Raw genomic sequence first — 24,388 nt, forward strand, 5'->3', positions numbered from 1 at the left:
CCCGCCCGTGAGCACGCGCCCCACCCTTGCGGCCCCGACCACGCTGCGCCACGCCCGGATCCTCGGCCTGGGTGGCTACCGGCCCGAGCGGGTCATCACGAATGAGGAGGTCTGCACCTGGATCGACTCGAGCGACGAGTGGATCCGGCAGCGCTCCGGCATCGTGACCCGCCGCTGGGCCCGGGAGGACGAGACCGTCATCGACATGGCGGAGGCCGCCTCGGTGCAGGCGCTGGAGCGCGCCGGGATCGAACGCGACCAGGTCGACGCCATCATCATGGCCACGGTCAGCCACCCCTACCAGACCCCGGCGGCGGCGCCCTCGCTCGCCGAGCGGATGGGCATCAAGGACCCGGCGGCGCTCGACATCTCTGCCGCCTGCGCGGGCTACTGCTATGCCATCAGCCTCGCGAACGACATGGTCCGGGCCGGCACCGCCGACCACGTGCTCGTCGTCGGCGTCGAGAAGCTCTCCGACTTCACCGACAAGCACGACCGCGGCTCGGCCTTCATCTTCGGCGACGGTGCCGGTGCGGCCGTGGTCGGCGTCTCCGACACTCCCGGCATCGGGCCGACCCTCTGGGGCAGCCTCGGCGAGCGCGCCGACGCCATCACCCAGCGCGAGTCCTGGACCGACCTGCGCCCGGCCATGGAGGCCTCCGGTCGCGAGGACGCCATCGCCTGGCCGGCCTTCGTCATGCAGGGCCAGACCGTCTTCCGCTGGGCGGTCTTCTCGATGGCGCCGGTGGCCCGCAGGGCGGTCGAGGCGGCCGGGATCACCCCCGGAGACCTCGACGCCTTCGTCCCCCACCAGGCCAACATGCGCATCACCGACGCCATGGTCAAGGCGCTGGAGCTGCCCGCGCACGTGCCGGTCGCTCGCGACATCGCCGAGACCGGCAACACCTCCGCCGCGTCGATCCCGCTGGCGATGAGCCGGATGCTGGACGAGGGCGAGGTCAAGAGCGGTGGTCTGGCCCTGCAGATCGGCTTCGGCGCCGGGCTGGTGTACGCCGCCCAGGTCGTCGTCATGCCGTGACGATCGCCTGACACGCCCCACCTCACAGCTCCCGTGGCCCGGCGGGCGAGTAGATTCCGGGTCAGCAGTTGCCCGCAACCCGAAGGAGAAACGCACCATGGCACTGAGCGAGAACGAGATCCTCGAGGGTCTGGCCGAGATCGTCAACGAGGAGACGGGTCTGGAGGCCGAGGAGGTCCAGATGGACAAGTCCTTCACCGAGGACCTCGACATCGACTCGCTGTCGATGATGACCATCGTCGTCAACGCCGAAGACAAGTTCGGCGTCCGCATCCCCGACGACGAGGTCAAGAACCTCACCCACGTCAAGGACGCGGTGTCCTACATCGCGAGCAACCAGGGCTGACCCGCTCGGCCCGGCGGGCACACCCCCGCCGGGCCACCGCCCCGGTCCCGCGCCTCGCGGCATACCGCTCACCGACCACCCGCCCAGGAGGCCCCCGCATGTCCGCCAGCACCACCCAGACCCCGCGCCGCGTCGTCGTGACGGGCGTCGGTGCCACCACGCCCGTCGGGGCGACCGCCCCGGACACCTGGGAGGCGATCGTCGCTGGGCGCTCCGGCGTGCGGACCCTGGAGCAGGACTGGGTCGCCGAGCACGAGCTGCCCGTCACCTTCGCGGCCCAGATCCACACGGACCCGCTCGAGATCCTCAAGAAGGTCGAGGTCCGCCGCAACGACCCCTCTGGGCAGTATGCCCTCATCGCCGCGCGCGAGGCCTGGGCCGACGCGGGCTCCCCCGAGGTCGAGCCCGAGCGCCTCGGCGTCGCGATCGGCTCCGGCATCGGCGGCGTCCACACGCTGCTGAGCCAGTGGGACGTGCTCAAGGAGAAGGGCCCGCGCCGGGTCTTCCCGCTCACCGTCCCCATGCTCATGCCCAACGGCCCGGCTGCCGCGGTCTCCCTGGACCTCAGCGCGCGCGCCGGCGCGCACTGCCCCGTGAGCGCCTGCGCCTCCGGCGCCGAGGGGATGGGCCTGGCGCTCAACATGATCCGCACCGGCCGCGCCGACGTCATGGTCGCCGGTGGGACCGAGGCCGCCATCCACCCCGTCACCGTCGCCGCCTTCGCCGCGATGACCGCCCTGTCGGACCGCAACGACGACCCGGGCCGCGCCTCCCGCCCCTATGACGTCGACCGCGACGGGTTCGTCATGGGTGAGGGTGCCGCCGTCATGGTCCTGGAGTCCGAGGAGCACGCCAAGGCTCGTGGCGCCACCATCTACGCCTACCTCTCCGGCGTCGGGATGTCCTCGGACGCCTACCACATCACCGCCGGTGAGCCCGAGGGCGCGGGCGCCGCTCGCGCCATGGAGGAGGCCGTCGCCGACGCGGGCCTCGCCATGACCGACATCGCGCACATCAACGCCCACGCCACCTCCACGCCGGTCGGCGACGTCGCCGAGACCAAGGCGATCCACCGAGCCTTCGGCGACCACACGGGCAGCATCGCGGTCACCGCGACCAAGTCGATGACCGGGCACCTGCTCGGCGCTGCGGGCGCTCTCGAGGCCGTCCTCACGGCCCTGTCCCTGCACCACCGGCAGGTCCCGGGCACCATCAACCTCGACGCCCAGGACCCGGAGATCGACCTCGACGTCGTCACCGGCGAGCCCCGTGCCCTTCCCGAGGGTGACGTCGCCGCGGTCAACAACGCCTTCGGCTTCGGTGGCGTCAACGTCGCGCTGACGCTCACCACCTCCTGACGCCCGCCTCCGCACCCCCGCGAGGTATGCCGCTGCGCGCGCCGGTGCCACGGCATACCTCGGTCTGCGGCTAGGGTCGCTGCGTCATGCACATCCTGCGCGTCGCCAACTTCGTCAGCCCCACCTCGGGCGGCATCAAGACCGCGCTGCGGCACTGGGGCGAGCTCTACCAGGAGGCGGGCCACCGCGCCTCGCTCATCATCCCCGGGCCGGGGCAGGAGATCACCGAGGAGGCCCAGGGCCTGGTCTACCGGGTGCCGGCGACGCCGATCCCCGGCAAGGGCTACTCCCTCATGTGGGGCCGCGCCGGCATGTCACGCCTCATGGACGCGATCGCTCCGGACGGGATCGAGGTGTCCGACCGGGCGACGACCCGGTGGATGGGCCGGTGGGCCCGCCGCCGCGACATCGGCTCGGTCATGATCAGCCACGAGAACATGACGGGGATCATGGTGCGTCGCACCCCCGTGCCCGACCGACCGGCGACCTGGGCCGCCGACGTCATCAACCGGCTCAGCGCGCACGACTACGACGCCCTCGTGTGCCCCAGCCGCTTCGCCGCCGAGGAGTTCCACCGCAACGGCCTGGACGCCGACGTCGTGCCGCTGGGCGTCGACCTGGAGGTCTTCCGGCCCGTGCGGGACCTCGCGACCTACCGCCCGCCCGGGCCAGGCGAGCCCGTGCGGCTGGTCCACTGCAGCCGCCTCTCCCCCGAGAAGAACCCGAGCCTGTCGATCGAGACGGTGCGCGAGCTCGTGCGGCGCGGGGTGGACGTCCAGCTCACGGTCTTCGGGGCCGGCCCGATGCTCGGCGAGCTGGTGCAGCGCGCCCAGAACCTCCCGGTCGTCTTCCACTCCTACATCACCGACCGCCGCGAGCTCGCGGCCGAGATGGGCACGGCCGACGTCGCCATCTCCCCCGGCCCGCTGGAGACCTTCGGGCTGGCAGCGCTGGAGATCCTCGCGTGCGGCATCCCCGTCGTCTGCTGCGTCGAGGGGGCGCTGCACGAGGTGGTCGGCAACGGTGGCGTTGTGCGGCCCTCGACCCCGGCCGCGTTCGCCGACGGGGTCCAGGAGCTGCTCCGCCGGCCCCGGGCGCACGAGCGCGCGCGGGAGGCCGCCGAGCGCTTCAGCTGGCCGGTGTCCGCCGATCGGATGTTGGCGGTGCACCACCGGGTCGCTCCGCCGCAGCGGCGCGGCTGACCCACCTCGAGCGCGAAGCGACGAGCGAGGTAAGCCGTGCCCTCACAGGCGGGCGCGCGGCATACCTCGACGGTGCGACGGGGGGTCCTCGCTCAGCCGACCTTGTGCAGCCAGGTGACCGGCGCGCCGTCCCCGGCGTAGCGATATGTCTCGAGCTCGGCGTCCCAGGCCGAGCCGAGGGCGCGGTCCACCTCGGTGGCGATGGTCGCCGCCGAGCCCGCGGCCGACTCCACGATGTGCCGGAGCCGGTCCTCGTTGACGACGACGTCGCCGTTGGCGGATAGGCGGGCGGTATGCAGTCCCAGGCTGGGCGTGTGCGTCCACCGCACGCCGTCGCTGCCGCGGCTGGCTTCCTCGACGACCTCGTAGCGCAGGCCGTCCCAGCCGCGCATGGCGCTGGCGATGGTGGCGCCGGTGCCGGCCTCGCCGGTCCAGGCGAACTCGGTGCGCATGGTGCCCGCCTCGGCGGACTGGCTGATCCAGTCCAGCGCGACGCGGGTGTCGAGCACACCTTCGAGTGCCCAGGCGATGTGCGGGCACAGAGCGATGGGGGTGGAGTGAATAAACACCACCCCTCGAGTCATGACTCGGGGCATGACAGCGGACATCCGTGGCCTCCTGTGTGGTGAGGGACGTCTTCCCCAACGACCTCGGACCACAGGGGGCGTACTGCTCGCGTCTTGTTGTCGTTCACATTGTGCTCCCCCGTCTCGCAGGGCGCAAGTGCAACACCGCGATCACTGGAACTCAGCAGTCACTTTCGTCCCGCGCCACGCCGAGCGCTTGACCCTGACTTTGTCATTCCGTGATCTTTTCGTTACCTTCGTATGTAGGCGCTCACCGTGTCCCCTGCCTCCCGTCGGCAGAGGTGGCGCCCGACACAGACCTTCATGGTGCGACCGCCCTGGGTGCGCCATGCACGACAGCTCACACACGTGGGCCGATCCCGGCCCCCGGAGGTATGCATGAAGTCCACCGCCAAGCACCACGCGGCCCCCACCGCCAACCGTCAGGGTGTCGCCGCCCTCGTCGTGGGCGGCCTCGTGGCCGGCACGGTCGCCACGGCCGGCGCCGTCGCGTTCACCGCCCCAGAGGGAAGCCAGGCTGCCGACGGCATGACCGGTGACCTGGCCGGCGCGCTCGACGACAGCGCCCAGGTCGACCCGGCCGACGCCGCGGCTGCCCTCGCCAGCATGCGGAGCAGCTCGCTGGACGAGCTGCGCGAGCAGGGGGCCGCCGACCGGTCCGAGGCCCGCACCGCGCCCGAGGACGCCGCGGGCGTGGAGACCGTCCTCGCCGAGAGCGGCTTCACCGGCCGCACGGTCGAGCAGGCCGCGCCGGTCGCCGAGGAGCAGCCCGCGGCGACGGAGGAGACCGCCGCCGCCGAGCAGCAGTCGGAGTCGGCCCAGGCCGACCCCGCACAGGCGCAGCAGAGCCAGCAGTCGCAGCCGGCTCAGCAAGAGCAGGCTCAGCCCGCTCAGCAGGAGCAGGCGGCTCAGCAGGCGCAGCCCGAGCAGACTCAGCAGGCGCAGCCCGAGCAGACCCAGCAGGCGCAGCCCGCGGCCGAGCCCGCCCCGGTCAGCGGCGGCGTGCTCGGGGTGGCCGCCTCCTACGTCGGCTACCCGTACGTCCTCATGGGCACGCCCCCCAACTCCTTCGACTGCTCGGCCTACACCTGGTGGGTCTTCCAGCAGGCCGGCATCTCGATCCCGCGGACCGTCAACGGCCAGAAGGGCGCCGTGACCCCGGTGTCCAATCCGCAGCCGGGCGACCTGGTCTTCTACAACGACTGGCACCACGTCGGCATCTACGCCGGCAATGGGATGACCTACGAGGCCCTCAACCCCAGCACCGGGGTGCGCTACGGCCCGATCCTGTCCTCCAACATCTGGTACGGCCGCATCGGCTGACCACCAGCGACGGCGCCCCCGCGCCACCATCACGAGCCCCCGCCCAGTCACGGACGGGGGCTCGTGTCGTCACCTGACGTGACGTCATACCGCGTGCTAGTTTCTCGACATGCGCGTGGCAGACCTGATCAAGAAGAAGGGCGGCTCGGTGCTGACCCTACCGGTGACCGCCACGGTGGCCCAGTTGCTCGAGACGCTCGACGACAACAAGATCGGTGCCGTCGTGGTGCTGGACGGTGAGGAGGTCGTGGGGATCGTCTCTGAGCGCGACGTCGTCCACCACCTGCGCGGGGGAAGCGACCAGTCCGCCGAGCTCTCCGGTCTGATGACGACCTCGGTGCACACCTGCACCATGGACGACGACCTCACCCACCTGGCCACGACGATGACCGAGGGGCGCTTCCGGCACATGCCCGTGGTCCAGGACGGCGGCCTGCAGGGCATCATCTCCATCGGTGACGTCGTCAAGGCACGCCTGGACGCGCTCGAGGCCGAGCGCGACCACCTGGAGTCCTACCTGCGGCAGTGAGCCTGCCGCTCGCTGCCCGCGGGCGACTCCGCGTCGGGTCAGCAGTCACGGCACCTTAGACTCGACCGTCCGGGCCAGTAGCTCAGCCGGTCAGAGCAGCGGACTCATAATCCGTCGGTCGTGGGTTCAAGCCCCACCTGGCCCACCGATGTCGCCGCAGGTCACGGCGCCGCACACGGCATACCAAAGGTCACAATGCGGTGACAACGCGCGCGTGAGGATGACCAATCGGCTCGGAGCCGTCTAGTGTGCCCGACATGACCGAGACCCCCGGGCAGCCCGGCGCCGGACTGGGCGCACCGCTCGTCGTGCTCAAGGACGTCAACAAGCACTTCGGCGACCTGCACGTCCTCAAGGACATCAACCTCACGGTGCACGAGGGCGAGGTGGTGGTGGTCATCGGGCCCTCCGGCTCGGGCAAGTCGACGTTGTGCCGGACCATCAACCGGTTGGAGTCCTACGAGTCGGGCACGATCACGATTCACGACGACGAGCTGCCCAGCGAGGGCAAGGCGCTGGCCAAGCTGCGCGCCGACGTCGGCATGGTCTTCCAGAGCTTCAACCTCTTCAGCCACAAGACGATCCTCGAGAACGTCACCATGGGCCCCATCAAGGTCCGCAAGAAGAAGAGCAGCGAGGCCAAGTCGCGGGCCATGGAGCTGCTCAAGCGGGTCGGCGTCGACCACCAGGCGGAGAAGTATCCCGCCCAGCTCTCCGGTGGCCAGCAGCAGCGCGTCGCCATCGCCCGCTCGCTGGCGATGGAGCCGACGGTCATGCTCTTCGACGAGCCGACCTCGGCGCTGGACCCGGAGATGATCAACGAGGTCCTCGACGTCATGACCCAGCTCGCCAAGAGCGGCATGACGATGATCGTGGTCACCCACGAGATGGGCTTCGCCCGCAAGGCCGCCGACCGCGTCGTCTTCATGGCCGACGGCGCGATCGTCGAGGAGAACACCCCCGAGGAGTTCTTCACCAACCCCCAGTCCGACCGTGCCAAGGACTTCCTCGGCAAGATCCTGACTCACTGAGAATCACCGATTAGAGGAGAACCACATGCGTTCCACCACCTTCAGGATCGCCGCGCTCGCGGCGGCCACCGCGCTGACCCTCGCCGCCTGCGGCAGCGACGACGGCGAAGAGACCGACACCGACGCCGGAGGCGGCGAGAGCAGCGAAGAGAGTGACGACAGCAGCGAAGAGAGCGCCGCGGAGGGCGGCGAGGAGTCCATGGACGGGCTCACCATCGGCATCAAGGTCGACCAGCCGGGCCTGGGCCTCCAGGACGGCAGCGACTACTCCGGTATGGACGTCGACGTCGCCATCGCCGTGGCCGAGGCGATGGGCATGAGCGAGGACGACATCACCTTCCAGGAGGCTCCGACCCCGCAGCGGGAGAACTTGCTCACGACCAACCAGGTCGACATGATCTTCGCCACCTACTCGATCACCGACGAGCGCAAGGAGCAGGTCCAGTTCGCCGGACCGTATTTCGTCGCCGGGCAGGACCTCCTGGTCGCGGCTGACTCCGATATCGCCGGGTTGGACGATCTTGACGGGGCACTGCTGTGCTCGGTCACCGGATCGACCTCGGCCGCCAACGTCCAGGAGGAGGTGCCGGGAGTCCAGCTCCAGGAGTACGGCACCTACTCCGAGTGCGTTGAGCAGCTCGCGAACGGCACGATCGACGCGCTCACCACCGACGACACGATCCTGGCGGGCTATGCCGCCCAGGAGCAGTACGCCGGCCAGCTCAAGGTCGTGGGAGCCCCGTTCTCCGAGGAGCTCTACGGCGTCGGACTGAACAAGGACTCCGACCAGTGCGAGGAGATCAACGAGATTCTGCAGGGCATGTGGGACGACGGCACCATGGAGCAGATCATCGCCGACAACCTGGGCGCTGCCGACTACACCGCCAACGCCGACCTGAACCCGCCGGAGATCGGCGGACACTGCGGCTGAGCCGATCACTGACCCGAGCGCGGCGGCGCGCCCCCTTGGGCGCGCCGCCGTGGCTGCTGGGCACCTCACCCCCGTGACCGAAGGAGAGCGATGCTCGAGCTGATCGATCAGTTCAACGTGCTCGCGGCGTTCTGGATGACCATCAAGTTGACCCTGTGGTCAGCCTTCTTCTCCTTGATCGTAGGCACGATCGTCGCGATCATGCGCCTGTCGCCGGTCGGTTTCATGCGGTGGCTGGGCGGCAGCTATGTCACCCTCATCCGCAACACCCCCCTGACCCTCATCATCGTCTTCTGCAGCCTCGGCCTGTGGGGACAGCTCGGCATAGAGCCCGCCTCGCGCGACTCGGACACCTTCATCGTGGATCTCAACTTCCGGCTGGCCGTGATCGGGCTGTCCGCCTACCACGCGGCCTTCGTCTGTGAGGCGTTGCGCAGCGGGGTCAACACGATCCCAGTGGGCCAGGCCGAGGCATCACGATCCATCGGATTGACCTTCGCCCAGGGCCTCAGGCACGTTATCCTCCCCCAGGCCTTTCGCGGGGCGATCACGCCGTTGGGCAACACGCTCATCGCCCTCACGAAGAACACCACCGTCGCAGTGGCCATCGGTGTTGCCGAGGCGGCCTACGCCCTGCGCAACATGATCGAGTTCAGACCTGACGTCATGCTTCTCAACTTCTTACTCATCGCGATCGGCTTCGTGATCCTCACCCTTCCGACCGGGTTGGCCACGTCCTGGCTTGCCTCACGTCTGGCGGTGAAGCGATGAGCGCGCAGCAGGTTCTCTTCGACATCCCCGGACCCCGGGCCAGGGCCCGGCACCGTGTCCTGGCTGCCGTCACCATGGTCGCCTTCGGTGCCATCGCCTTCTGGATGGTGCGTCGTTTCGACGAGAAGGGACAGTGGGAGGCCGACAAGTGGACTCCCTTCTTCGAAGCCAGCACCTGGACGACGTACCTCCTGCCGGGCATCGGCGGCACGCTTCTGGCAGCGATCATCTCGATCGTCATCGCGTCCCCGCTCGCCCTGGGGCTCGCCATGCTCCGAATGTCCGACATCGCCGTGGTGCGCTGGGCTGCCGCGGTCTTCGTCGAGTTCTTCCGCGCCGTGCCAGTGCTGATCATGATGATCTTCACCTTCTTCTGGCTCTCCAACCAGGACTGGTCGCCAGTCCGGTGGAACCCCCTGATCGGCGTGGTCACCGGTCTCGTGCTCTACAACGCGAGCGTCCTGTGCGAGGTCATCCGCAACGGTGTTGCGTCGTTGCCCAGTGGGCAGCGGGAGGCAGGCCTGTCAATCGGCCTGTCCTCCGTGCAAGTGCGGCGCTCCATACTCATCCCCCAGGCCCTCACCGCGATGATGCCCTCGCTGGTGAGTCAGCTCGTCGTGATCGTCAAGGACACCGCGCTCGGATCGATCATTCTCTACTACGACCTCCTCACGAGAACTCGCCAGATGGCTTCCTCCGACGGCAACATCGTGCCCGCCTACCTGGTCGCCGCAGTGATCTTCATCCTCATCAACTACAGCATCAGCAAGGTCGCCGAGGCCTTGGAAAGTCGCCAACGGCGCAAACGGCGAGGCCAGCCGGCCGAGAAGCGAACCGAGGAGGAGCACCAGGCAGAGGAGCGTGCCGCAAGTGACACGATCCAGTGACCGACGGACGGTGCGTATCACGCAAGCCCGCTGCCAGCAGCCTCTCCTCACTGTGAAGCGCCCCAGGTTTGATGCCGCTCCTGTTTGAGTCCAGGAGGATGAGCACATGCCGAAGATGATTGATCCCGAGTTGAAGGCTCGGGCTGTGCGTCTGGTGTTGGAGCACCGGGCGGAGTATCCGACGATGACGGCGGCGGTTCTTGCGGTCGCCCGCCAAGAGGGCGTGGGCAAGGAGTCGCTGCGCCGGTGGGTCGCCCAGGCCGAGGTCGACGCCGGGGACCGGGCCGGGGCCACCAGTGAGGAGCAGGCGGAGATCAAGAAGCTGAAGGCCGAGAACCGGCGGCTGCGTGAGGACGTCGCGATTCTGAAGGCAGCGACTAGTTTCTTCGTGTCAATGTCACGCTGAGGGTGTCCGGTCGGGTTCGCTCGTTTTTTTGTTGCTGCGGCTCCGGCTGTTGGCTGCTCGTCCGATGTGCGGCCCGGCCGGACGCCCTGGCCGTCGGGCGTGGCGTGGCTTGATAGGAGCCTGCTCCGGGGATTGAGGCGTGCCCGCCGCACCCGGCGACCAGGACGTCCATCCCAGTATCGACCAGGGGGTCCACCGCCATGGTGATGATCGGCACCGACTCCCACAAACGCACCCACACCCTCGTCGCCGTCGACGACGTCGGCCGCCGCCTGGGTGAGCGCACCCTGCGCGCCAACACTGACGGGCACCTGCAGCTGCTGGCTTGGGCGGCACAGTTCGCAGACGTCATCTTCGCGCTGGAGGACTGTCGGCACTTGACCCGCCGGCTGGAGGGCGACTTGCTGCGCGCCGGGCAGAGAGTTGTCCGGGTGCCGACCCGGTTGATGGCCGGCGCCCGCCGCGGGGCCCGCACCCCGGGCAAGTCCGACCCGATCGACGCCGAGGCTGTCGCTCTCGCGGCGCTGCGTCATCCCGACCTGCCGGTCGCCGAACTCGACGGCCCGGCCCGGGAGGTCAAGCTGCTCTCGGATCACCGCCGTGACCTGGTCATGCAGCGCACCCGCGCCTGCTGCCAGCTGCGGTGGCACCTGCACGAACTCGACCCCGACCTGGTGGTCCCGACCCGGTCGCTGCGGCAGGCCAACACCCGGCAACGCATCGAGAAGTTCCTGGGAACCCAGGGCGTGGAGAAGGTCAAGGTGGGCGACCGGGTCGTGCTGCCCTTCAACATCTCGTGCGGGTTCTGCAAGAACTGCGAGCGCGGGCTCACGAACTACTGCCTGACCACCCAGCCTGACCCGTCGGCCGCCGGTGCGGCCTACGGCTTCGCCGAAATGGGCCCGTACGGCGGCGGGCAGGCAGAACTGCTCCGGGTGCCCTTCGGCGACCACAACGCGCTGCGTCTGGGTGAAGACGCGCAGGACAAGGAGAACGACTACGTCATGCTCTCCGACATCTTCCCCACCGGCTACCACGCCACCGAGATGGCCGGCGTGATCCCGGGCGACAGCGTCGTGATCGCCGGGGCCGGCCCCGTGGGACTGATGGCCGCCCTGTCCGCGACGATCAAGGGCGCCGCGAAGGTGATGGTGGTCGATCGCCACCCCGACCGGCTCGCGCTGGCCGAGCAGATCGGAGCGATCGCCATCGACGACTCCAAGGTCGACCCCGTGCAGGCTGTGCTGGACGAGACCATGGGGCTCGGAGCCGACCGTGGCTGCGAGTGTGTCGGCTACCAGGCCCACGACCCTGAGGGCAACGAAGACCCGGCGGCCACCTTGAACATGCTCATCAACTCGGTCCGGTTCACCGGCGGGATCGGCACCGTCGGCGTGTTCGTCCCCGAGGACCCAGGGGCCAAGGGCGAATTGGCCAAGCAGGGCAAGGCGGCCATCGACTTCGGCACCCACTGGTTCAAGGGACAGACCATGGGCAACGGTCAGTGCCCGGTCAAGAGGTACAACCGCCGTCTGCGAGACCTCATCGCGGCTGATAAGGCGAAGCCGTCCTGGATCGTCTCCCACGAGATCTCGCTGGATCAGGCTGCCGACGCCTACAGGAATTTTGACTCCAGGTCCGAGGGTTGGACCAAGGGCGTCATCAAGCCCGGCATGTCAAACGGAAAGAAGGCAAACTGATATGGCAGCAGAACTCCAGGGCAAGAGGGTCGCGATCCTCGCCGCCGACGGCGTCGAACGCGTTGAGCTCGAGCAACCCCGCGAAGTACTGGACCGCGCGGGCGCTCAGACCGAGGTCCTCTCGATCCACGACGGCGAGATCAAGGCCCGTAAGAACGACCTGGATGAAGCGGGCACGTTCACCGTCGACGGGCTGGTCGCCGACGCCTCGGTGGGCGACTATGACGCCCTGCTGCTTCCCGGCGGCACGGTGAACCCCGACCAGCTCCGGGTCGACGAGGGCGCCGTTTCCTTCGTCCGCGACTTCGTCGAGAGCGGCAAGCCGGTGGCGGCGATCTGTCACGGGCCGTGGACGTTGATCGAGGCCGGCGTGGCCGCGGGTCGCACCCTGACGTCGTACCCGAGTATCCGCACGGACCTGCGCAACGCCGGCGCCGACGTCGTCGACCAGGAGGTCGTGGTCGACAAGAATCTCATCACCAGTCGCTCGCCGGAGGACCTGCCGGCGTTCTCCGCGGCGCTCGTGTCCCAACTCGCGGGCACCACGACACAGGAAGAGGAGAAGTCATGAGTGTGACCAAGGGACTGCTGGTCAGGTTCGACGCGCTGCCTGGCAAGGAGGACGACGTGAAGGAGTTCCTTGACAGCGGCCGTGCGCTTGTCGAGGACGAGCAGGCGACCACCGCGTGGTTCGCGATCCGCCTCGGGCCGACCTCGTTCGGGATCTTCGACGTGTTCCCCGACGACGCCGGGCGTGACGCTCACCTGTCCGGTCCTGTTGCGGTAGCTCTCGGCGAGCAGACCGGCACGTTGTTCTCCGAACCCACGATCGAGAAGCTCGACGTACTGGGCTCCAAACTCCCCGCCTGACACCACAGACCGGGAGTATTGCCCCAGACAGGAGGGGTCGCTGCACGCGGTGACTTCGGGCTGACAGTAGCCCGCTGACGTCGTGGCAGCGGCCCCTTCTCTTGCGCCCTCTAGCACATCACCAACAGATCGAGGAACCGCGATGACAGGAACTGAGGACGGCGTTGCCACGACGCATTCACCCGAGGTAGCAGTGATCGGGGGCGGGATCGTCGGTCTGTCGACGGCGTACGCGCTGCGAGAGCAGGGCGTGCCGGTGCGGTTGTACGAGGCTGGTCTGCCCGGGACGGGTCAGTCCGCAGGCGAGTCGCGGATCTTCCGGCATGCCCACGACGACCCGCGACTTGTCACTTTCGCGCGCGAAAGCCGTGCTGTGTGGGATGAGTGGGCCGAACGGTTCGACGTCGAGCTGGTCACATCAGACGGCGTCGTGGCGATCGGCGACGGCGCGCTCGAACGGCTGCGAGTGCTCGACAAGGTCGGCGTGGCGGCACGTGAGATTGACGCGGACGAGCTCGCGGAGCGGATGCCGCTGCTCGCGGGGTACTCCGGGCCGGCGATGTTCGACGAGGCAGGTGGAGCGATCCGCACGCGCGCCGCGATCACGGCGCTCACGGATGCGCTGGGGGATGCCGTCGTCACCGGTGAGGTGATCTCGATCGACCACCGCGCCGATGGGACGGTTGAGGTGCGCAGCGTCACCGACTCTGCCATCCATTCGAAGGTGGTCGTGTGTGCCGGACGTGAGACCGCCCGCCTGGCGCGCAGCGTCGGCCTCTCGTTGCCGGTCCGCCTTGCCGCACACGTGCGGCTGACCTTCGACGTGAGAAGCGCCCCGCCGGCGCAGGTCGCCTGCCTGCAGGACAGCAGTGGTGAGTTCGGAGAGGTCGGCGTCTACGCCACCCCTCTGCCGGGCAACAGCCGGTATGCGGTCGGACTCAGCCAGACCGTCGGCGTCCGCGACGACGGCACGTTCATCGACCCGGCGGCCCTTCGGTCATTGGACCAACGCGCGCACGACTACGTAGCGCGAGCACTGCCCGGCCTCGACCCGGAGCCGCGTGAGTTCGTTCACTGCTGGGTGACCGACCTCCCGTGGAGTGAGGACGGCGTGGCCGTCTGGGAGGCAGGCAGCATCTTCTTCGTCGCCGGTCACAATCTGTTCAAGCAGGCACCAGCCCTAGGGCGCGCCCTCGCCCGGGCTGCGACCGGCGGCGGTCTCGCCGCCGAGCTCAAGTCCGAAGCGCGCTTGGGGGAACCGCAGTAGTGAGCTGCCGGTCCCTGAGACGCAGCGTCGCAGGGCCTTCGTGCTCGCAGGCTCCGACTGGTAGGGGTGCGAAAGTGGTGGCCGTGGCAAGTGACCGCGCCCTCCCCTCGCTCGACTAGCCGGTCCGGGCGTGAACGCGCCGAGGTCGCCGCCCCAGGCCATGGTGCCGCCCACAACAACCAGGGGCTCGCCGGCTTGCCTCAGCAGGCCTGCGGACATGAGGGCGGCCTGCAACGGCGCCCCGACAAGACCGCCCTCGTCGTCTCACAGGGTGCTGTCATCTCCCACGTAGCCCCCACGAAGTACCCCCTCTGGCCCAATTTTCCAGGTCAGAGGGGGTGTGGGTGCGCTCCCCCGACTGGACTCGAACCAGTAACCTGCCGGTTAACAGCCGGCTGCTCTGCCAATTGAGCTACAGGGGAAAGTGCAGCGAAAGAGACTCTAGCAAAGGCCTCGGCTGCCCCGAAATCACCCGCCGGGTCACTCCGGCGCCGGCGGAAGGCCCACCTGGTCGCGCAGGTCCATCCGCGCGGCCCGCACCCCGGCGGCCAGCTCGGCGTCCGACTCCCCCGACCCGCGGCCGTAGAGCACCTGCTCCTCCAGCTCCCGCGTCGGGAGCACCTTGCGGATCGTCACGCGGGCGGTCCGGCGCGGGCCCAGGTCGACCGCCCGGGTGAGCACGACGGTCGCCGACGTGCGCTCCCGAAAGACCTCGGGCACCATCCCGTGACCCGTGCGTCGCTGCAGCACCCACTGCCGGCCGCCCAGCCCGTCGACGAAGAGCACGGCCAGGGCCCAGAGATCGGGGTCCCACGACCCCGTGTCGACCTCGTGCCACGGCCGCTCCAGCACGACGTCACCCTCGGCGGTGACCTCCAGCAGTCGGTAGGTCGTGAGCACCAGCCAGTGGCCGTGGGCATCCTCCTGGGCGGTCGCGAGCACCTGCTCGCCGCGCGCCAGGTCTGGCTGGGCCGCGGCCGGGAGCTTCGCCCCGGGGGTCTCGGGGCGGACCGCGCGCGCGGCGCGCTCCCGCAGTGCGGCGCGGTCGCGGCGCCAGGGCAGGGTCGGCACGGGGGTCACTCCATCCTGGCCCGCAACCGGGCCTTGTCGCGGTGCAGGCCGGTCAGCCGCTCGCCCACCGCACGTTCCTCCGGCGAGCCAGGCTCGGCGCGGGACAGGGCGCTGACCTCCTGCTGGATCTGCTGCTCCACGCCCGCCAGCCGCACCCGCAGCACGAGCGAGTCGACGAAGGCCTCGCGCGGCATACCGGACTCTGGATCGAGCCGATCCGGCAGCGTCGCCACGGCCAGCTCGTGCACCAGCGGGTGCGCGGCCGGAGGCGTCTGGCGCAGCACGGCCTCCACCCACGCGCGGGCGCTGCGGCCGTTGGCCCCCTCGATGCCACCTGCTTCACGCATCGCGTGCCAGATCGCCCGGTGCATCGCCGCGCGCAGCGCATCCGGCGTGAGCTCCTCCATGTCCTCGGGCACGATCGCGAGGGGATATTGCAGCGCCACCTGCACGAGGTGCCGCTCGGCCACCTGGACCGGGTCGCGCAGGTCCGGTTGCGGCAACGACGGCTGCGCAGGTATGCCGCCACTCCCCTCCGCATCGCTCTCCCGACGCGTGGCGGCCGGCTCGCGCCGAGACTGCTGGGCCGCTCGGGTCTGCGCCTGGTGCACCTCGGCCGTGAGCGACGTGGGGTCGATCCCCATCCACCCGGCGACGTCGCGCGTGATCTCCGGCCGCAGCGTCGCGTCCTTGATCCCCGCGAGGATCGGGGCGACGGCACGCATGGCCTGGACCCGTTGCGCTGCCTCCCCGAGGTCGTAAGGCTCCAAAGTGGTGCGCACGGCGAACTCGAAGAGCGGCTGAGCGCCTTCGACGAGCTCGCGGACCGACCTCCCCCGCTCCTCGCCCTCCAGGTCCTTGGTGGTGAGCCACAGGTCGTTGGGGTCCTGGCCGTCGGCCGCGACGGCGACGTAGGACTGCGCCGCCCAGCGCTGGTCCTGCTCGAAGGCCTTCATCGCCGCCTTCTGCCCGGCCGCGTCGCCGTCGAAGGTGAAGATCACCCTGGCCGGCGCCCGCCCCGGCTCGTCGCGCAGCATCCGGCGCAGGATCGAGATGTGGTCGGTGCCGAAGGCCGTGCCGCAGGTCGCCACCGCCGTGCCCACCCCGGACAGGTGCGCGGCCATGACGTCGGTGTAGCCCTCGACCACGACCGCCGTGCGCTCGGTCGAGATGGCCTTCTTGGCCAGGTCGAGCCCGTAGAGCACACCGGTCTTCTTGTAGATCGGTGTCTCGGAGGTGTTGAGGTATTTGGCCGGGCTCCAGTCGTCGTCGTAGAGGCGGCGCGCACCGAACCCGACCGTGTCGCCGGTGATCGCGCGGATCGGCCAGACCACCCTGCCCTGGAAGCGGTCCGAGAGCCCGCGCCCGCGCCGGTTGGCGAGCCCGCCGAGCAGCAGCTCCTCCTCGGTGAAACCCTTGAGCCGCAGGTGTGAGACGAGCGAAGTGCCCTCGCGCGGGGCGTACCCGACCATGAACTGCCCGGCGTGCTCACCGTTGAATCCTTTGTCGCGCAGGAAGTCTCGCCCTTTCCGTCCTTCCCCGGAGCTCAGCAGGGCCTCGTGGTAGAACTCCTCGGCCACCCGGTGCGCCTCCATCAGGCGGGTGCGCTGCCCGACCGGCGCCTGGTCCCGACCGCCACCGGGTCCGCCTCGGCCCGACTCCTCATACCGCAGCGTGATCCCGAGCTTGTCGGCCAGCCGCTCGATCGCCTCGGAGAAGGTGAGGTGGTCGATCTCCATGATGAAGTCGATGACGTCGCCACCGACGCCGCAGCCGAAGCAGTGGTAGGTGCCGACCGCGGTGCGCAGCGTGAACGACGGCGTCTTCTCGTCGTGGAAGGGGCACAGCCCCTTCATCGCCCCCATGCCGGCGCTGCGCAGCGTCACGTGCTCGCGCACGACCTCCTCGATGGAGGCACGCTCCTTGACCGCCTGGACGTCCTCGTTCTTGATCCGGGCCACGCACACCTCCTCGCGACCGAGTGTAGGTCGAGCCACCGACCGACCACGGGGCCCGCCCCGAAAAGCTGGGGACAACCCGTCGGGACGGCGCTATCGTGGAATGTCTTCCGGCCGCGATGAGTTGTCACACCGGCCGGAATCCCCACCCATCACCCTCCGTGAGGAGACGTCTGTGTCGTCTGCGCCGAGCACCACCGCCCCGTCCCGTCCCGAGGACGCGGCCGAGCGTGCCCGGGTGACCCTGATCTTGCGGGTCCTCACGGCGGCGGCCTTCGTGGTCATCCTCAACGAGACCCTGATGCTCAACGCGCTGCCGCCGCTCATGGACGCCTTCGGGGTCGACGCCGGTGCCGGGCAGTGGCTCACGACCGGCTTCATGCTCACCATGGCCGTCGTCATCCCGATGACCGGTTGGCTGCTGCAGCGGATCTCGATCCGCAGCGCCTTCCTGCTCGCCATGAGCGTCTTCCTCGTCGGCACCGCGACGGCGGCGTTCGCGCCGACCTTCGGGATCCTGCTGCTCGGCCGCGTCATCCAGGCCAGCGGCACGGCCGTGATGATGCCACTGCTCATGACCACGATCATGAACATGGTGCCCAAGGAGCGCCGGGGCAGCGTCATGGGCAACCTCACGCTCGCGATCTCGGTGGCTCCCGCCATGGGCCCGCCGGTCTCCGGGCTGATCCTGCAGTTCGCCTCCTGGCGCTGGATCTTCCTCCTCGTCCTCCCGATCGCCGGCCTCATGCTCGTGGCCGGCGCGCGGCTGCTGCGACAGAGCGATCCCGGGCGTGCGGCGCGCCTCGACGTGCTGAGCGCATCGCTCACCGCCGTGGGCTTCGGCGGGCTGGTCTACGGCCTCAGCGCCCTGGGCGAGGGCGCGGCCGGCCCGGTCGGACCGGGGTGGTCGCTCGCTGTCGGCGGCGTCGCACTGGCGCTCTTCGTGTGGCGGCAGGTCGGGCTGGTGCGTCGCGACGAGTCGTTGGTCTTCCTCGATCTGCGGGCGCTGCGTGTCGTCCGGTATGCCGTGCCGCTCGCCCTCATGTGCCTCGCCTTCATGGCGCTCATCGGCTCCATGCTGCTGCTGCCGATCCTGCTGCAGGAGGTCCGCGGCTTCTCCACCCTGGCCTCGGGGCTCATGCTCATGCCGGGCGGCCTGGCGATGGGGCTGCTCGGCCCGACCGTGGGGCGGCTCTACGACCGCGTCGGCCCTCGCCCGCTGGTCATCCCCGGTGGGATCGGCCTGGTGACGGGAGTCGCCGGGATGGCGTTGCTCGCCGCCCACATCCCGTGGTGGGGGCTGGTCGGGCTGCACGTGATGGTCAGCATCTCCCTGGCCTTCCTCTTCACGCCCTGCTTCACCTCCGGCCTCGGCGCGCTGCCGCACCACCTCTACTCCCACGGGAGCGCCATGCTCGGCACCGGGCAGCAGGTCGCGGCTGCCGCCGGGACGGCGCTCGTCGTCACGGTCATGGAGACTCGTGCCCATCAGCTGGATCTCGACGGCCTGTCGGAGACCGCCGCGCTCTCCGGCGGGATCGGCGCGGGCCTGCTGGTGGCGACGGCGATCGCCGCCGGCGTCCTGGCCTTGACCTTCTTCGTGCGGCCCCCCTTGGCCGACGACGCCACCGAGCAGCCGACGCAGCCGGGGGACGCACAACCCGCCACCACCCCCTGACCGAGCGAGTCAGGGCGCGGTGCGGACGTCCACCACGAGCCGCAGCGGGTCCTCCAGGACGAAGACGTCGTAGGCCCGCGGGTCGCCGTCCATCCCGACGAGCAGTTGCAGCTCGCCCTCGAAGGGCGTGGTGCGCATCACCTCGACGACCGCACCCAGCGAGTGCGTGTCCAACCCGAAGATCCCGCCGTCATAGACCGGATCCCCTGGCTCCGGCATGGCCATTCCGGAGAGGCGCACCCGGAGCAGGCTGTCGCCCGCCACCTCGATCGGCATGCCGGACCCCGCCTCTGCGGCGGCGTCGACGTAGGCGGCGCTCCAGCCCGGCGTCCCGCTGCCGGTGAGGTCCACCACCACACGGTCGAAGCCGTCGTGCCGGCCGGCCCGGACCGTCGGTGCCAGCAGCTGCGCCCCCGCCGCCAGCCCCTCGCCGCCCTCGGCCGGATCGGTGGGCGAGATCCAGCGGTCGGCGGCTTCCCCGCCGCCGCCGTCGCCTTCCCCGCCGTCGTCGCCGCCACCCCCGTCCGCCGGCTCCCCCGGCGGGTCCTGCGCCACTCCCCCGGACGACTCATCCGTCTCGTCGGTCGGCGACCCCGAGCCCTCGGACTCCTCAGCCGGCTCATCGGTCGGCTCCGCGCCGGTCTGCTCGGTCGCCGTCCCCGTCGGTCCCGCGTCGTCCTGCGGGTCGGACGCCGCCACCGTCTGGTCCGGCTCGTCGGTCTGGTCAGGCTCTGTGGTCTCGGTGACCACCGCAGGTCCCTCGGTCACCGCGACCGGGTCGTCCGCCGTGCCGCTGACGGGCACCGACACCAGGAGGTAGTCGTCCCCACCGACCAGGTGCATCGATCCTCCGGCCGCCAGCGCCTCCATCCAGAAGTCCTCGGCGGCCTGCACCTCGGCCGGGCAGCCCAGGTCGTCGGTCGCGACCTCGCCGGCCGGGAAGCGTCCCGCCTCGTCCAGCACCAGCTCACCCTGCACGCTCGCGCCGCCGCAGTCCTCGACGGTGACCCCCCACCAACCGGACCCGTCGGGCGGGAGGACGAGCTCGGTGCCGGAGGCGGAGCCGATCACGTCGGCAGCCGATCCCCCGGCATACAGACTCCCCCGCAGCTCCCAGGTCGTCCCGGCCACCTCGTCCTCGCCAGCGGCACTGCGCGGGGGGAGCGTGCCCGGGCCCACTTCGCCGGCCGCGTCGGGCGCCGCGAAGACGAAGGTCGTCGTGCCCTCTGGGAAGCCCGCCACCAGGCCGTCACCCTCTCCCGAGCCACCGACGAAGCCGGTCTGCCACACCAGACCTGCCGCCGCCAGACCGGCCACGCCAGTCACGACCGCAGCACCGACCCGCTTCCCGGTGCGGCGCCGACGCCCACGAGTCCACGTGTCGTCGGCATCCAGCTGTCCGGCGCGGGCGCCGTCCGACGCACCCTCGAGCAGGTCACGGACGTCCACCTCCCTCATGCCAGCGTCTCCTTCTCCGTCGTGTCAGCAGCTCCCAGCTGCAGCTCGTGCCCCAGCTCCTGCCGCAGGCGCGCGATCGCGTGGTGCGACAGGCTCTTGACCGTCCCGGGTCGCACCCCCATCACCTCCGCCGTCTGCTTCTCGGTCAGGTCCTCGAAGTAGCGGAGCACGAGGGCCGCCCGCTGTCGCGGGGGCAGGGCGCGCAGCGCCCGATGCACCTCGTCGTCCCGGGCGCGTTCCTCGGCGCCATCGGGTATGCCGCGCTCCGGGAGCATCTCCGTGGTCACCTCGCGTCGATGCCGGCGCCACCACGACACGCGCTGCCGATAGAGCACCCTGCGCACGAAGGCGTCGGGGTGGTCGACCGACTCCCACTTCTCCGCCAGGGCGACGAGAGCCTCCTGCAGGAGGTCCTCGGCGAGGTCGGCGTCACCGCACAGCAGGTAGGCGGCCCGCCGCAGGCGTGGTGCCCGGGCCCGCACGAAGTCGCTGTAGGCAGGATCGGTCGTGAGCACCCGGACCTCCTCTCGTGGACGCCTCACACCAGTGTGTCGCCTGAGCGGGTCGAAAGGTTCAGTTCCGTCGTGCTTCAGTCGAGAAGGCGGGGTATCCCGGCAGCTCCAGCCCGCTGTCGCGCCAGGTCCGCAGCGCCCAGGTCACGGCGTCGTCGCAGGCGGCAGCCACGTCGGGCAGCGCCTCGGAGCACTCGCGGACGACCCAGCGCCACCGGCTCAGCAGGAGCGGCCGGAAGCGCGGCCCGACCCGTCCACCCGGGCTCATCCCCCGGTTGGCGAGCGCTCCGTCCAGGAGCCACAGCGTCCCCGCGAGCACCCACAGCGCCACGGCCGAGCGCACCTGCCGGGGCCAGTGCGGGTCGTCGGCCAGGCCTGGGACCTGGGCCGAGGCCGCGGCGGTGAAAGCCTTGAGGGTCGCGTCGGTGAGGCCGGCAGGCGGGGTGAAGACACACCAGCAGGTGCTGAACGGCTCGGCCGCGTAGGCGGCCTCGTAGGCCAGGTGGCGCAGCCCCGCGCCCTCGAGGTCGAGCAGCCGGATGCCGTCCGGCGTCACCACGGCGTTGTCGGGGCAGGCGTCCCCCGGACCGAGCACGTGTCGCGCGGTGTCGTGCTGGAGGGCGTCCACGACGTCGCGGGCCTCGGCCGTCGCGGCGCGGGCCGACCGCGTGCCGGTCACCTCCGCCAGCCGCGCCAGACCCCGGCGCGGATAGTCCACCTGCCAGCGACGGTCCTCGTCGAGCAGCGGCGTCCCCAGCTCGGCGCGGATCCCCTCCCACCCGTCGGGCGGGACGGTGACGAGCGCCCCGCCCAGCGTCCGGGCCCACTCCACGGTATGCCGCCACGCGCCGTCAGGATCCTCGCCCAGGAGAGCGTCGGCGAGGGTCGGGTGGGTGCCGAGGTCCTCCATCACGAGCGTCTGGGTCGGGGCGTCCTCGGCCAGCAGGCGCGGGGCGCCGGCCAGGTGCCGCAGCCCCACGGCCTCCCGGCGCCACCCCATCGCCGCGGCGCGGCCCTCGGGCTGCGGCAGGAACCGCTTGACGACGACCGAACGACCCCACGAGGTCGGCCCCTCGACCACCTCCACCCGCTGGACCACCGAGCGCGTGCTGCCGCCCAGGTTGACCCCGTCCCCCAGCCGGACCCCGTCCGGCAGCCCGGCGACGTCGCTCACGCCGCCAGCTCCCGCACGATCTCGCCGGCCGGGCGATCCTGCGCGGCCCGCCAGCCGGAGCCGGCCCAGAGGTGGAGGCGGTCGACGTCGCCGCGGTCGGCGGCCGCCCGCCGCAGCGGCTTGGTCAGCTGGTCGACCACCGGGAAGGCCGGTGGCGCGTCGGCATACCGCTCGGTCCAGACGTTGGCGACGGCCCCGGCGACCCGCCCGGAGAAGGCGCGCGTCTGCACGCGGGTCGTGAGCCGCGGGTCTCGCAGGGCCGCCCGATAGGTCGCGTGGGCGCCCGACTCGGTGGCCAGCAGGAGCGCGGTCCCGACCTGCACCCCGACCGCTCCGGACGACAGGGCGCGACGCACGTCTCCCGGGCCCGTCACGCCACCGGCCACGAGCAGCGGCAGGTCGGTGAGCGGGCGGACCAGCTCCAGCAGACCGAGGTGGTCCAGCGGCTCCGGCTCGGCCTCCGGGTCATGGGTGCCACGGTGCCCACCGGCCTCCTGCCCCTGCAGCACGAGCGCATCCGGCTCTGCCGCGAGCGCCGCCCGCGCCTCGGCCGGTGAGGTGACGGTGACGTGCACCTCACTGCCCGCCCGCCGCCACCGCGCGACGTCCTCGACCCCCGGCACGCCGAACGTGCAGGAGACGACGGCCGGAGCGAGCGTCTCGACGAGCAGGACCTTGTCGGCCCAGTGGTCGGTGTCGCTCCAGGAGACCGCGCCCGGCTCGACCCCCAGCGCCCGCGCCTCCGGCGTGATCCGCTCGCGGAAGGCGTCGACGGCGGGTTCGAGCGGGTGGCGGTCCTGGGCCCGGGGCACGAAGAGGTTGACGCCGAAGGGCTGGTCGGTGAGGTCGCGGACGTGCACGAGATCGGCGGTCAGCCGTTCGGGCGTCTGGTATCCCGCCGCGAGCATCCCCACCCCGCCCGCGTCGCTGACGGCAGCGACGAGCAGCGGCGTCGAGACACCGCCCGCCATGGGTGCGCCGACGATCGGCAGGGCACGGTCGGTGAGCAGCGTCATGGTCGGTCGTTCCGGCGGGCGTGCACGGCCAGCGCGCGGGCGTCGGACAGGCTGGCGACCTGGTCGATGACCGCTCGACGCGCGGCGCCCTGGTCTCCGGCGGCCTCGGCCGCCTCCCACGCCTCGGCGTGGACCAGGTCCAGGCGGCCAGGGTCGGCGCCGAAGTGATCGACCAGGTCCGTGACGACCTGCGCCTCGCGCTCCATGGTGGTGCGCCGCTCCTCGCTGAGCATGACGAAGTGGGCCGCCACGGCCTTGAGCACCGCGGCCTGCGCCCGGACCGCGGTGGGCACGACCAGGTCTGCTGCATACCTCGTGAGCTGTCCCGGGCCGTGTCGCTCCCGCGTGGCCAGTTCCACGGTGTGCACAAAGTGCCCGATGAGGCGTGAGGTCATGTCCTTGAGGGCAGCCAGGTCGGCCCGCGACCCGGCGTGCGCCGCCGGCACCCAGCCGGTCTCGAGCACCGTCTCCAGGGCGTGCCGCAACGCGTCGACGTCCAGGTCGGCGGCATACCAGTCGTGGGCCAGGGCGGCGACGCTCCCCTGCACCTCCCCCGAACGCAGCGCCCGCGGATCGACGCGGCCCGAGGCGATGGCGTCCTCGACGTCGTGCACGCAGTAGGCCACGTCGTCGGACCAGTCCATGACCTGCGCCTCGAGACAGCGGCGCCCCGGCCGATCGGTCGGGGCGCCCCGACGGATCCAGACGAAGACGTCGCGGTCGTCGGCATAGACACCGAACTTGCGGGGCCCCACGGCTGCGGGTCCTTCACCCCGGAGCCAGGGATACTTCGTCGCCGCGTCCAGGCTGGCCCGGGTGAGGTTGAGCCCGGCCGACCTCCCGTCGTGGTGGGTCCGCTTGGCCTCGAGCCGAGTCAGGACGCGCAGCGACTGGGCGTTGCCCTCGAAGCCGCCGATCCCCTGCGCGGTGGCCAGGGCGTCCAGGGTCGCCTCACCGTTGTGCCCGAACGGCGGGTGGCCGATGTCGTGGGCCAGGCACGCCGTGTCGACGACGTCGGCGTCACACCCCAGCGCGGCCCCGAACTCGCGGCCGATCTGGGCGACCTCCAGGGAGTGCGTGAGCCGGTTGCGCACGAAGTCGTCGCTCGTGGGCGCGACCACCTGCGTCGTCGCGGCCAGCCGCCGCAGCGCCGCCGAGTGCAGCACCCTGGCCCGGTCACGGGCGAAGTCGTGGCGGTCCGAGCGCTTCTGCGCCGGGTCCTCAGCCACCCACCGCTCGCGGTCTGCGGCGGTGTAGGGGTCGCTGCTCACAGC

Annotated in this window: 23 protein-coding genes, 2 tRNA genes and 1 pseudogene; 17 read left to right on the plus strand and 9 right to left on the minus strand. The window is 70.8% G+C overall.

Annotated features, from left to right (window positions below):
• Nucleotides 1-7 precede the first annotated feature (7 nt).
• The 4 genes from AC5PYY_RS13620 (at nt 8) to AC5PYY_RS13635 (ending at nt 3,945) form a co-directional block, all read left to right on the plus strand.
• Nucleotides 8-1,039 carry a beta-ketoacyl-ACP synthase III gene (locus AC5PYY_RS13620; protein WP_493897342.1) on the plus strand — a complete coding sequence of 344 codons (1,032 nt, stop codon included), beginning with the start codon at nt 8-10 and terminating at the stop codon, nt 1,037-1,039.
• A 97-nt stretch (nt 1,040-1,136) separates the two neighbouring features.
• The gene (locus tag AC5PYY_RS13625; RefSeq protein ID WP_493897343.1) at nt 1,137-1,385 is read left to right on the plus strand and encodes an acyl carrier protein; all 249 of its coding nucleotides are present in this window, start codon (nt 1,137-1,139) and stop codon (nt 1,383-1,385) included.
• 98 nt (nt 1,386-1,483) lie between these two features.
• The gene (fabF, locus tag AC5PYY_RS13630; protein WP_493897344.1) at nt 1,484-2,743 is read left to right on the plus strand and encodes a beta-ketoacyl-ACP synthase II; all 1,260 of its coding nucleotides are present in this window, start codon (nt 1,484-1,486) and stop codon (nt 2,741-2,743) included.
• Nucleotides 2,744-2,829: 86 nt separating this feature from the next.
• Nucleotides 2,830-3,945 carry a glycosyltransferase gene (locus tag AC5PYY_RS13635; protein WP_493897345.1) on the plus strand — a complete coding sequence of 372 codons (1,116 nt, stop codon included), beginning with the start codon at nt 2,830-2,832 and terminating at the stop codon, nt 3,943-3,945.
• Nucleotides 3,946-4,037: 92 nt separating this feature from the next.
• On the opposite strand, the gene AC5PYY_RS13640 is transcribed toward AC5PYY_RS13635, so the two are convergent.
• On the minus strand, nt 4,038-4,553 hold the full coding sequence (locus tag AC5PYY_RS13640; RefSeq protein ID WP_493897346.1) for a DUF3145 domain-containing protein: 516 nt from the start codon (nt 4,551-4,553) through the stop codon (nt 4,038-4,040).
• Between the two features lie 357 nt (nt 4,554-4,910).
• On the opposite strand from AC5PYY_RS13640, the gene AC5PYY_RS13645 reads away from it, so the two are divergent.
• From AC5PYY_RS13645 to AC5PYY_RS13700, 12 genes and pseudogenes are all read left to right on the plus strand, one after another.
• A complete protein-coding gene (locus AC5PYY_RS13645; protein WP_493897347.1) occupies nt 4,911-5,855 on the plus strand; it encodes a C40 family peptidase in 945 nt (314 codons plus the stop codon).
• Nucleotides 5,856-5,964: 109 nt separating this feature from the next.
• Nucleotides 5,965-6,384, plus strand: coding sequence for a CBS domain-containing protein (locus AC5PYY_RS13650; RefSeq protein ID WP_493897348.1), 420 nt, complete (start codon nt 5,965-5,967; stop codon nt 6,382-6,384).
• A 71-nt stretch (nt 6,385-6,455) separates the two neighbouring features.
• Nucleotides 6,456-6,529: transfer RNA gene (locus AC5PYY_RS13655), tRNA-Ile, on the plus strand.
• Between the two features lie 112 nt (nt 6,530-6,641).
• On the plus strand, nt 6,642-7,415 hold the full coding sequence (locus AC5PYY_RS13660; RefSeq protein ID WP_493897349.1) for an amino acid ABC transporter ATP-binding protein: 774 nt from the start codon (nt 6,642-6,644) through the stop codon (nt 7,413-7,415).
• 25 nt (nt 7,416-7,440) lie between these two features.
• Nucleotides 7,441-8,346 carry a glutamate ABC transporter substrate-binding protein gene (locus AC5PYY_RS13665; protein WP_493897350.1) on the plus strand — a complete coding sequence of 302 codons (906 nt, stop codon included), beginning with the start codon at nt 7,441-7,443 and terminating at the stop codon, nt 8,344-8,346.
• A gap of 90 nt (nt 8,347-8,436) precedes the next feature.
• Nucleotides 8,437-9,117 carry an amino acid ABC transporter permease gene (locus AC5PYY_RS13670; RefSeq protein ID WP_493897351.1) on the plus strand — a complete coding sequence of 227 codons (681 nt, stop codon included), beginning with the start codon at nt 8,437-8,439 and terminating at the stop codon, nt 9,115-9,117.
• Between the two features lie 74 nt (nt 9,118-9,191).
• Nucleotides 9,192-10,004: an amino acid ABC transporter permease gene (locus AC5PYY_RS13675; protein WP_493897352.1), complete on the plus strand. Its 813-nt coding sequence runs from the start codon at nt 9,192-9,194 to the stop codon at nt 10,002-10,004.
• 106 nt (nt 10,005-10,110) lie between these two features.
• Nucleotides 10,111-10,389, plus strand: a pseudogene (locus tag AC5PYY_RS13680) (transposase); the annotation flags it as partial.
• A 227-nt stretch (nt 10,390-10,616) separates the two neighbouring features.
• Nucleotides 10,617-12,110 (plus strand): IS110 family transposase, encoded by a 1,494-nt coding sequence (locus tag AC5PYY_RS13685; protein ID WP_493897353.1) that lies wholly within the window; start codon nt 10,617-10,619, stop codon nt 12,108-12,110.
• A gap of 1 nt (nt 12,111) precedes the next feature.
• Nucleotides 12,112-12,681 (plus strand): type 1 glutamine amidotransferase domain-containing protein, encoded by a 570-nt coding sequence (locus AC5PYY_RS13690; protein WP_493897354.1) that lies wholly within the window; start codon nt 12,112-12,114, stop codon nt 12,679-12,681.
• Nucleotides 12,678-12,980 (plus strand): putative quinol monooxygenase, encoded by a 303-nt coding sequence (locus AC5PYY_RS13695; RefSeq protein ID WP_075818624.1) that lies wholly within the window; start codon nt 12,678-12,680, stop codon nt 12,978-12,980. Before AC5PYY_RS13690 ends, AC5PYY_RS13695 begins: the two co-directional genes overlap by 4 nt.
• A 193-nt stretch (nt 12,981-13,173) precedes the next feature.
• Complete coding sequence (locus AC5PYY_RS13700) at nt 13,174-14,247, plus strand: NAD(P)/FAD-dependent oxidoreductase (protein ID WP_493897355.1); 1,074 nt, start codon at nt 13,174-13,176, stop codon at nt 14,245-14,247.
• Nucleotides 14,248-14,596: 349 nt separating this feature from the next.
• On the opposite strand, the gene AC5PYY_RS13705 is transcribed toward AC5PYY_RS13700, so the two are convergent.
• The 3 genes from AC5PYY_RS13705 to dnaG form a co-directional block, all read right to left on the minus strand.
• Nucleotides 14,597-14,669: transfer RNA gene (locus tag AC5PYY_RS13705), tRNA-Asn, on the minus strand.
• Nucleotides 14,670-14,727: 58 nt separating this feature from the next.
• Nucleotides 14,728-15,318, minus strand: coding sequence for a hypothetical protein (locus AC5PYY_RS13710; RefSeq protein WP_493897356.1), 591 nt, complete (start codon nt 15,316-15,318; stop codon nt 14,728-14,730).
• Between the two features lie 5 nt (nt 15,319-15,323).
• A complete protein-coding gene (dnaG, locus tag AC5PYY_RS13715; protein WP_493897357.1) occupies nt 15,324-17,279 on the minus strand; it encodes a DNA primase in 1,956 nt (651 codons plus the stop codon).
• Nucleotides 17,280-17,451: 172 nt separating this feature from the next.
• On the opposite strand from dnaG, the gene AC5PYY_RS13720 reads away from it, so the two are divergent.
• Complete coding sequence (locus AC5PYY_RS13720; RefSeq protein ID WP_493897358.1) at nt 17,452-18,954, plus strand: MDR family MFS transporter; 1,503 nt, start codon at nt 17,452-17,454, stop codon at nt 18,952-18,954.
• Nucleotides 18,955-18,963: 9 nt separating this feature from the next.
• Here AC5PYY_RS13720 and AC5PYY_RS13725 read toward each other — a convergent pair whose 3' ends face one another.
• From AC5PYY_RS13725 to AC5PYY_RS13745, 5 genes are read right to left on the minus strand one after another with little or no spacing between them, the layout of a single operon-like run.
• Nucleotides 18,964-20,412 carry an AMIN-like domain-containing (lipo)protein gene (locus tag AC5PYY_RS13725; protein ID WP_493897359.1) on the minus strand — a complete coding sequence of 483 codons (1,449 nt, stop codon included), beginning with the start codon at nt 20,410-20,412 and terminating at the stop codon, nt 18,964-18,966.
• A complete protein-coding gene (locus AC5PYY_RS13730) occupies nt 20,409-20,954 on the minus strand; it encodes a SigE family RNA polymerase sigma factor (RefSeq protein WP_493897360.1) in 546 nt (181 codons plus the stop codon). Before AC5PYY_RS13730 ends, AC5PYY_RS13725 begins: the two co-directional genes overlap by 4 nt.
• A gap of 31 nt (nt 20,955-20,985) precedes the next feature.
• A complete protein-coding gene (locus AC5PYY_RS13735) occupies nt 20,986-22,098 on the minus strand; it encodes a phosphotransferase family protein (RefSeq protein WP_493897361.1) in 1,113 nt (370 codons plus the stop codon).
• Nucleotides 22,095-23,114: an NAD(P)H-dependent flavin oxidoreductase gene (locus AC5PYY_RS13740; protein ID WP_493897362.1), complete on the minus strand. Its 1,020-nt coding sequence runs from the start codon at nt 23,112-23,114 to the stop codon at nt 22,095-22,097. Before AC5PYY_RS13740 ends, AC5PYY_RS13735 begins: the two co-directional genes overlap by 4 nt.
• Nucleotides 23,111-24,385 carry a deoxyguanosinetriphosphate triphosphohydrolase gene (locus AC5PYY_RS13745; protein ID WP_493897363.1) on the minus strand — a complete coding sequence of 425 codons (1,275 nt, stop codon included), beginning with the start codon at nt 24,383-24,385 and terminating at the stop codon, nt 23,111-23,113. The genes AC5PYY_RS13740 and AC5PYY_RS13745 overlap by 4 nt, the downstream gene beginning before the upstream one ends.
• Nucleotides 24,386-24,388: the final 3 nt, after the last annotated feature.

This window comes from Serinicoccus sp. JS2-9 (assembly GCF_059025165.1).

What these genes read in the sequence shown, in the direction of transcription:
- AC5PYY_RS13685 (WP_493897353.1), top strand. Translation starts at nt 10,617, where the DNA reads ATGATCGGCACCGACTCCCACAAACGCACCCACACCCTCGTCGCCGTC.
- AC5PYY_RS13640 (WP_493897346.1), bottom strand. Translation starts at nt 4,553, where the DNA reads ATGTCCGCTGTCATGCCCCGAGTCATGACTCGAGGGGTGGTGTTTATT.
- AC5PYY_RS13635 (WP_493897345.1), top strand. Translation starts at nt 2,830, where the DNA reads ATGCACATCCTGCGCGTCGCCAACTTCGTCAGCCCCACCTCGGGCGGC.
- AC5PYY_RS13670 (WP_493897351.1), top strand. Translation starts at nt 8,437, where the DNA reads ATGCTCGAGCTGATCGATCAGTTCAACGTGCTCGCGGCGTTCTGGATG.
- AC5PYY_RS13695 (WP_075818624.1), top strand. Translation starts at nt 12,678, where the DNA reads ATGAGTGTGACCAAGGGACTGCTGGTCAGGTTCGACGCGCTGCCTGGC.
- AC5PYY_RS13665 (WP_493897350.1), top strand. Translation starts at nt 7,441, where the DNA reads ATGCGTTCCACCACCTTCAGGATCGCCGCGCTCGCGGCGGCCACCGCG.
- AC5PYY_RS13625 (WP_493897343.1), top strand. Translation starts at nt 1,137, where the DNA reads ATGGCACTGAGCGAGAACGAGATCCTCGAGGGTCTGGCCGAGATCGTC.
- AC5PYY_RS13725 (WP_493897359.1), bottom strand. Translation starts at nt 20,412, where the DNA reads ATGAGGGAGGTGGACGTCCGTGACCTGCTCGAGGGTGCGTCGGACGGC.
- AC5PYY_RS13645 (WP_493897347.1), top strand. Translation starts at nt 4,911, where the DNA reads ATGAAGTCCACCGCCAAGCACCACGCGGCCCCCACCGCCAACCGTCAG.
- AC5PYY_RS13660 (WP_493897349.1), top strand. Translation starts at nt 6,642, where the DNA reads ATGACCGAGACCCCCGGGCAGCCCGGCGCCGGACTGGGCGCACCGCTC.
- AC5PYY_RS13690 (WP_493897354.1), top strand. Translation starts at nt 12,112, where the DNA reads ATGGCAGCAGAACTCCAGGGCAAGAGGGTCGCGATCCTCGCCGCCGAC.
- AC5PYY_RS13675 (WP_493897352.1), top strand. Translation starts at nt 9,192, where the DNA reads ATGGTCGCCTTCGGTGCCATCGCCTTCTGGATGGTGCGTCGTTTCGAC.
- AC5PYY_RS13650 (WP_493897348.1), top strand. Translation starts at nt 5,965, where the DNA reads ATGCGCGTGGCAGACCTGATCAAGAAGAAGGGCGGCTCGGTGCTGACC.
- AC5PYY_RS13740 (WP_493897362.1), bottom strand. Translation starts at nt 23,114, where the DNA reads ATGACGCTGCTCACCGACCGTGCCCTGCCGATCGTCGGCGCACCCATG.
- fabF (WP_493897344.1), top strand. Translation starts at nt 1,484, where the DNA reads ATGTCCGCCAGCACCACCCAGACCCCGCGCCGCGTCGTCGTGACGGGC.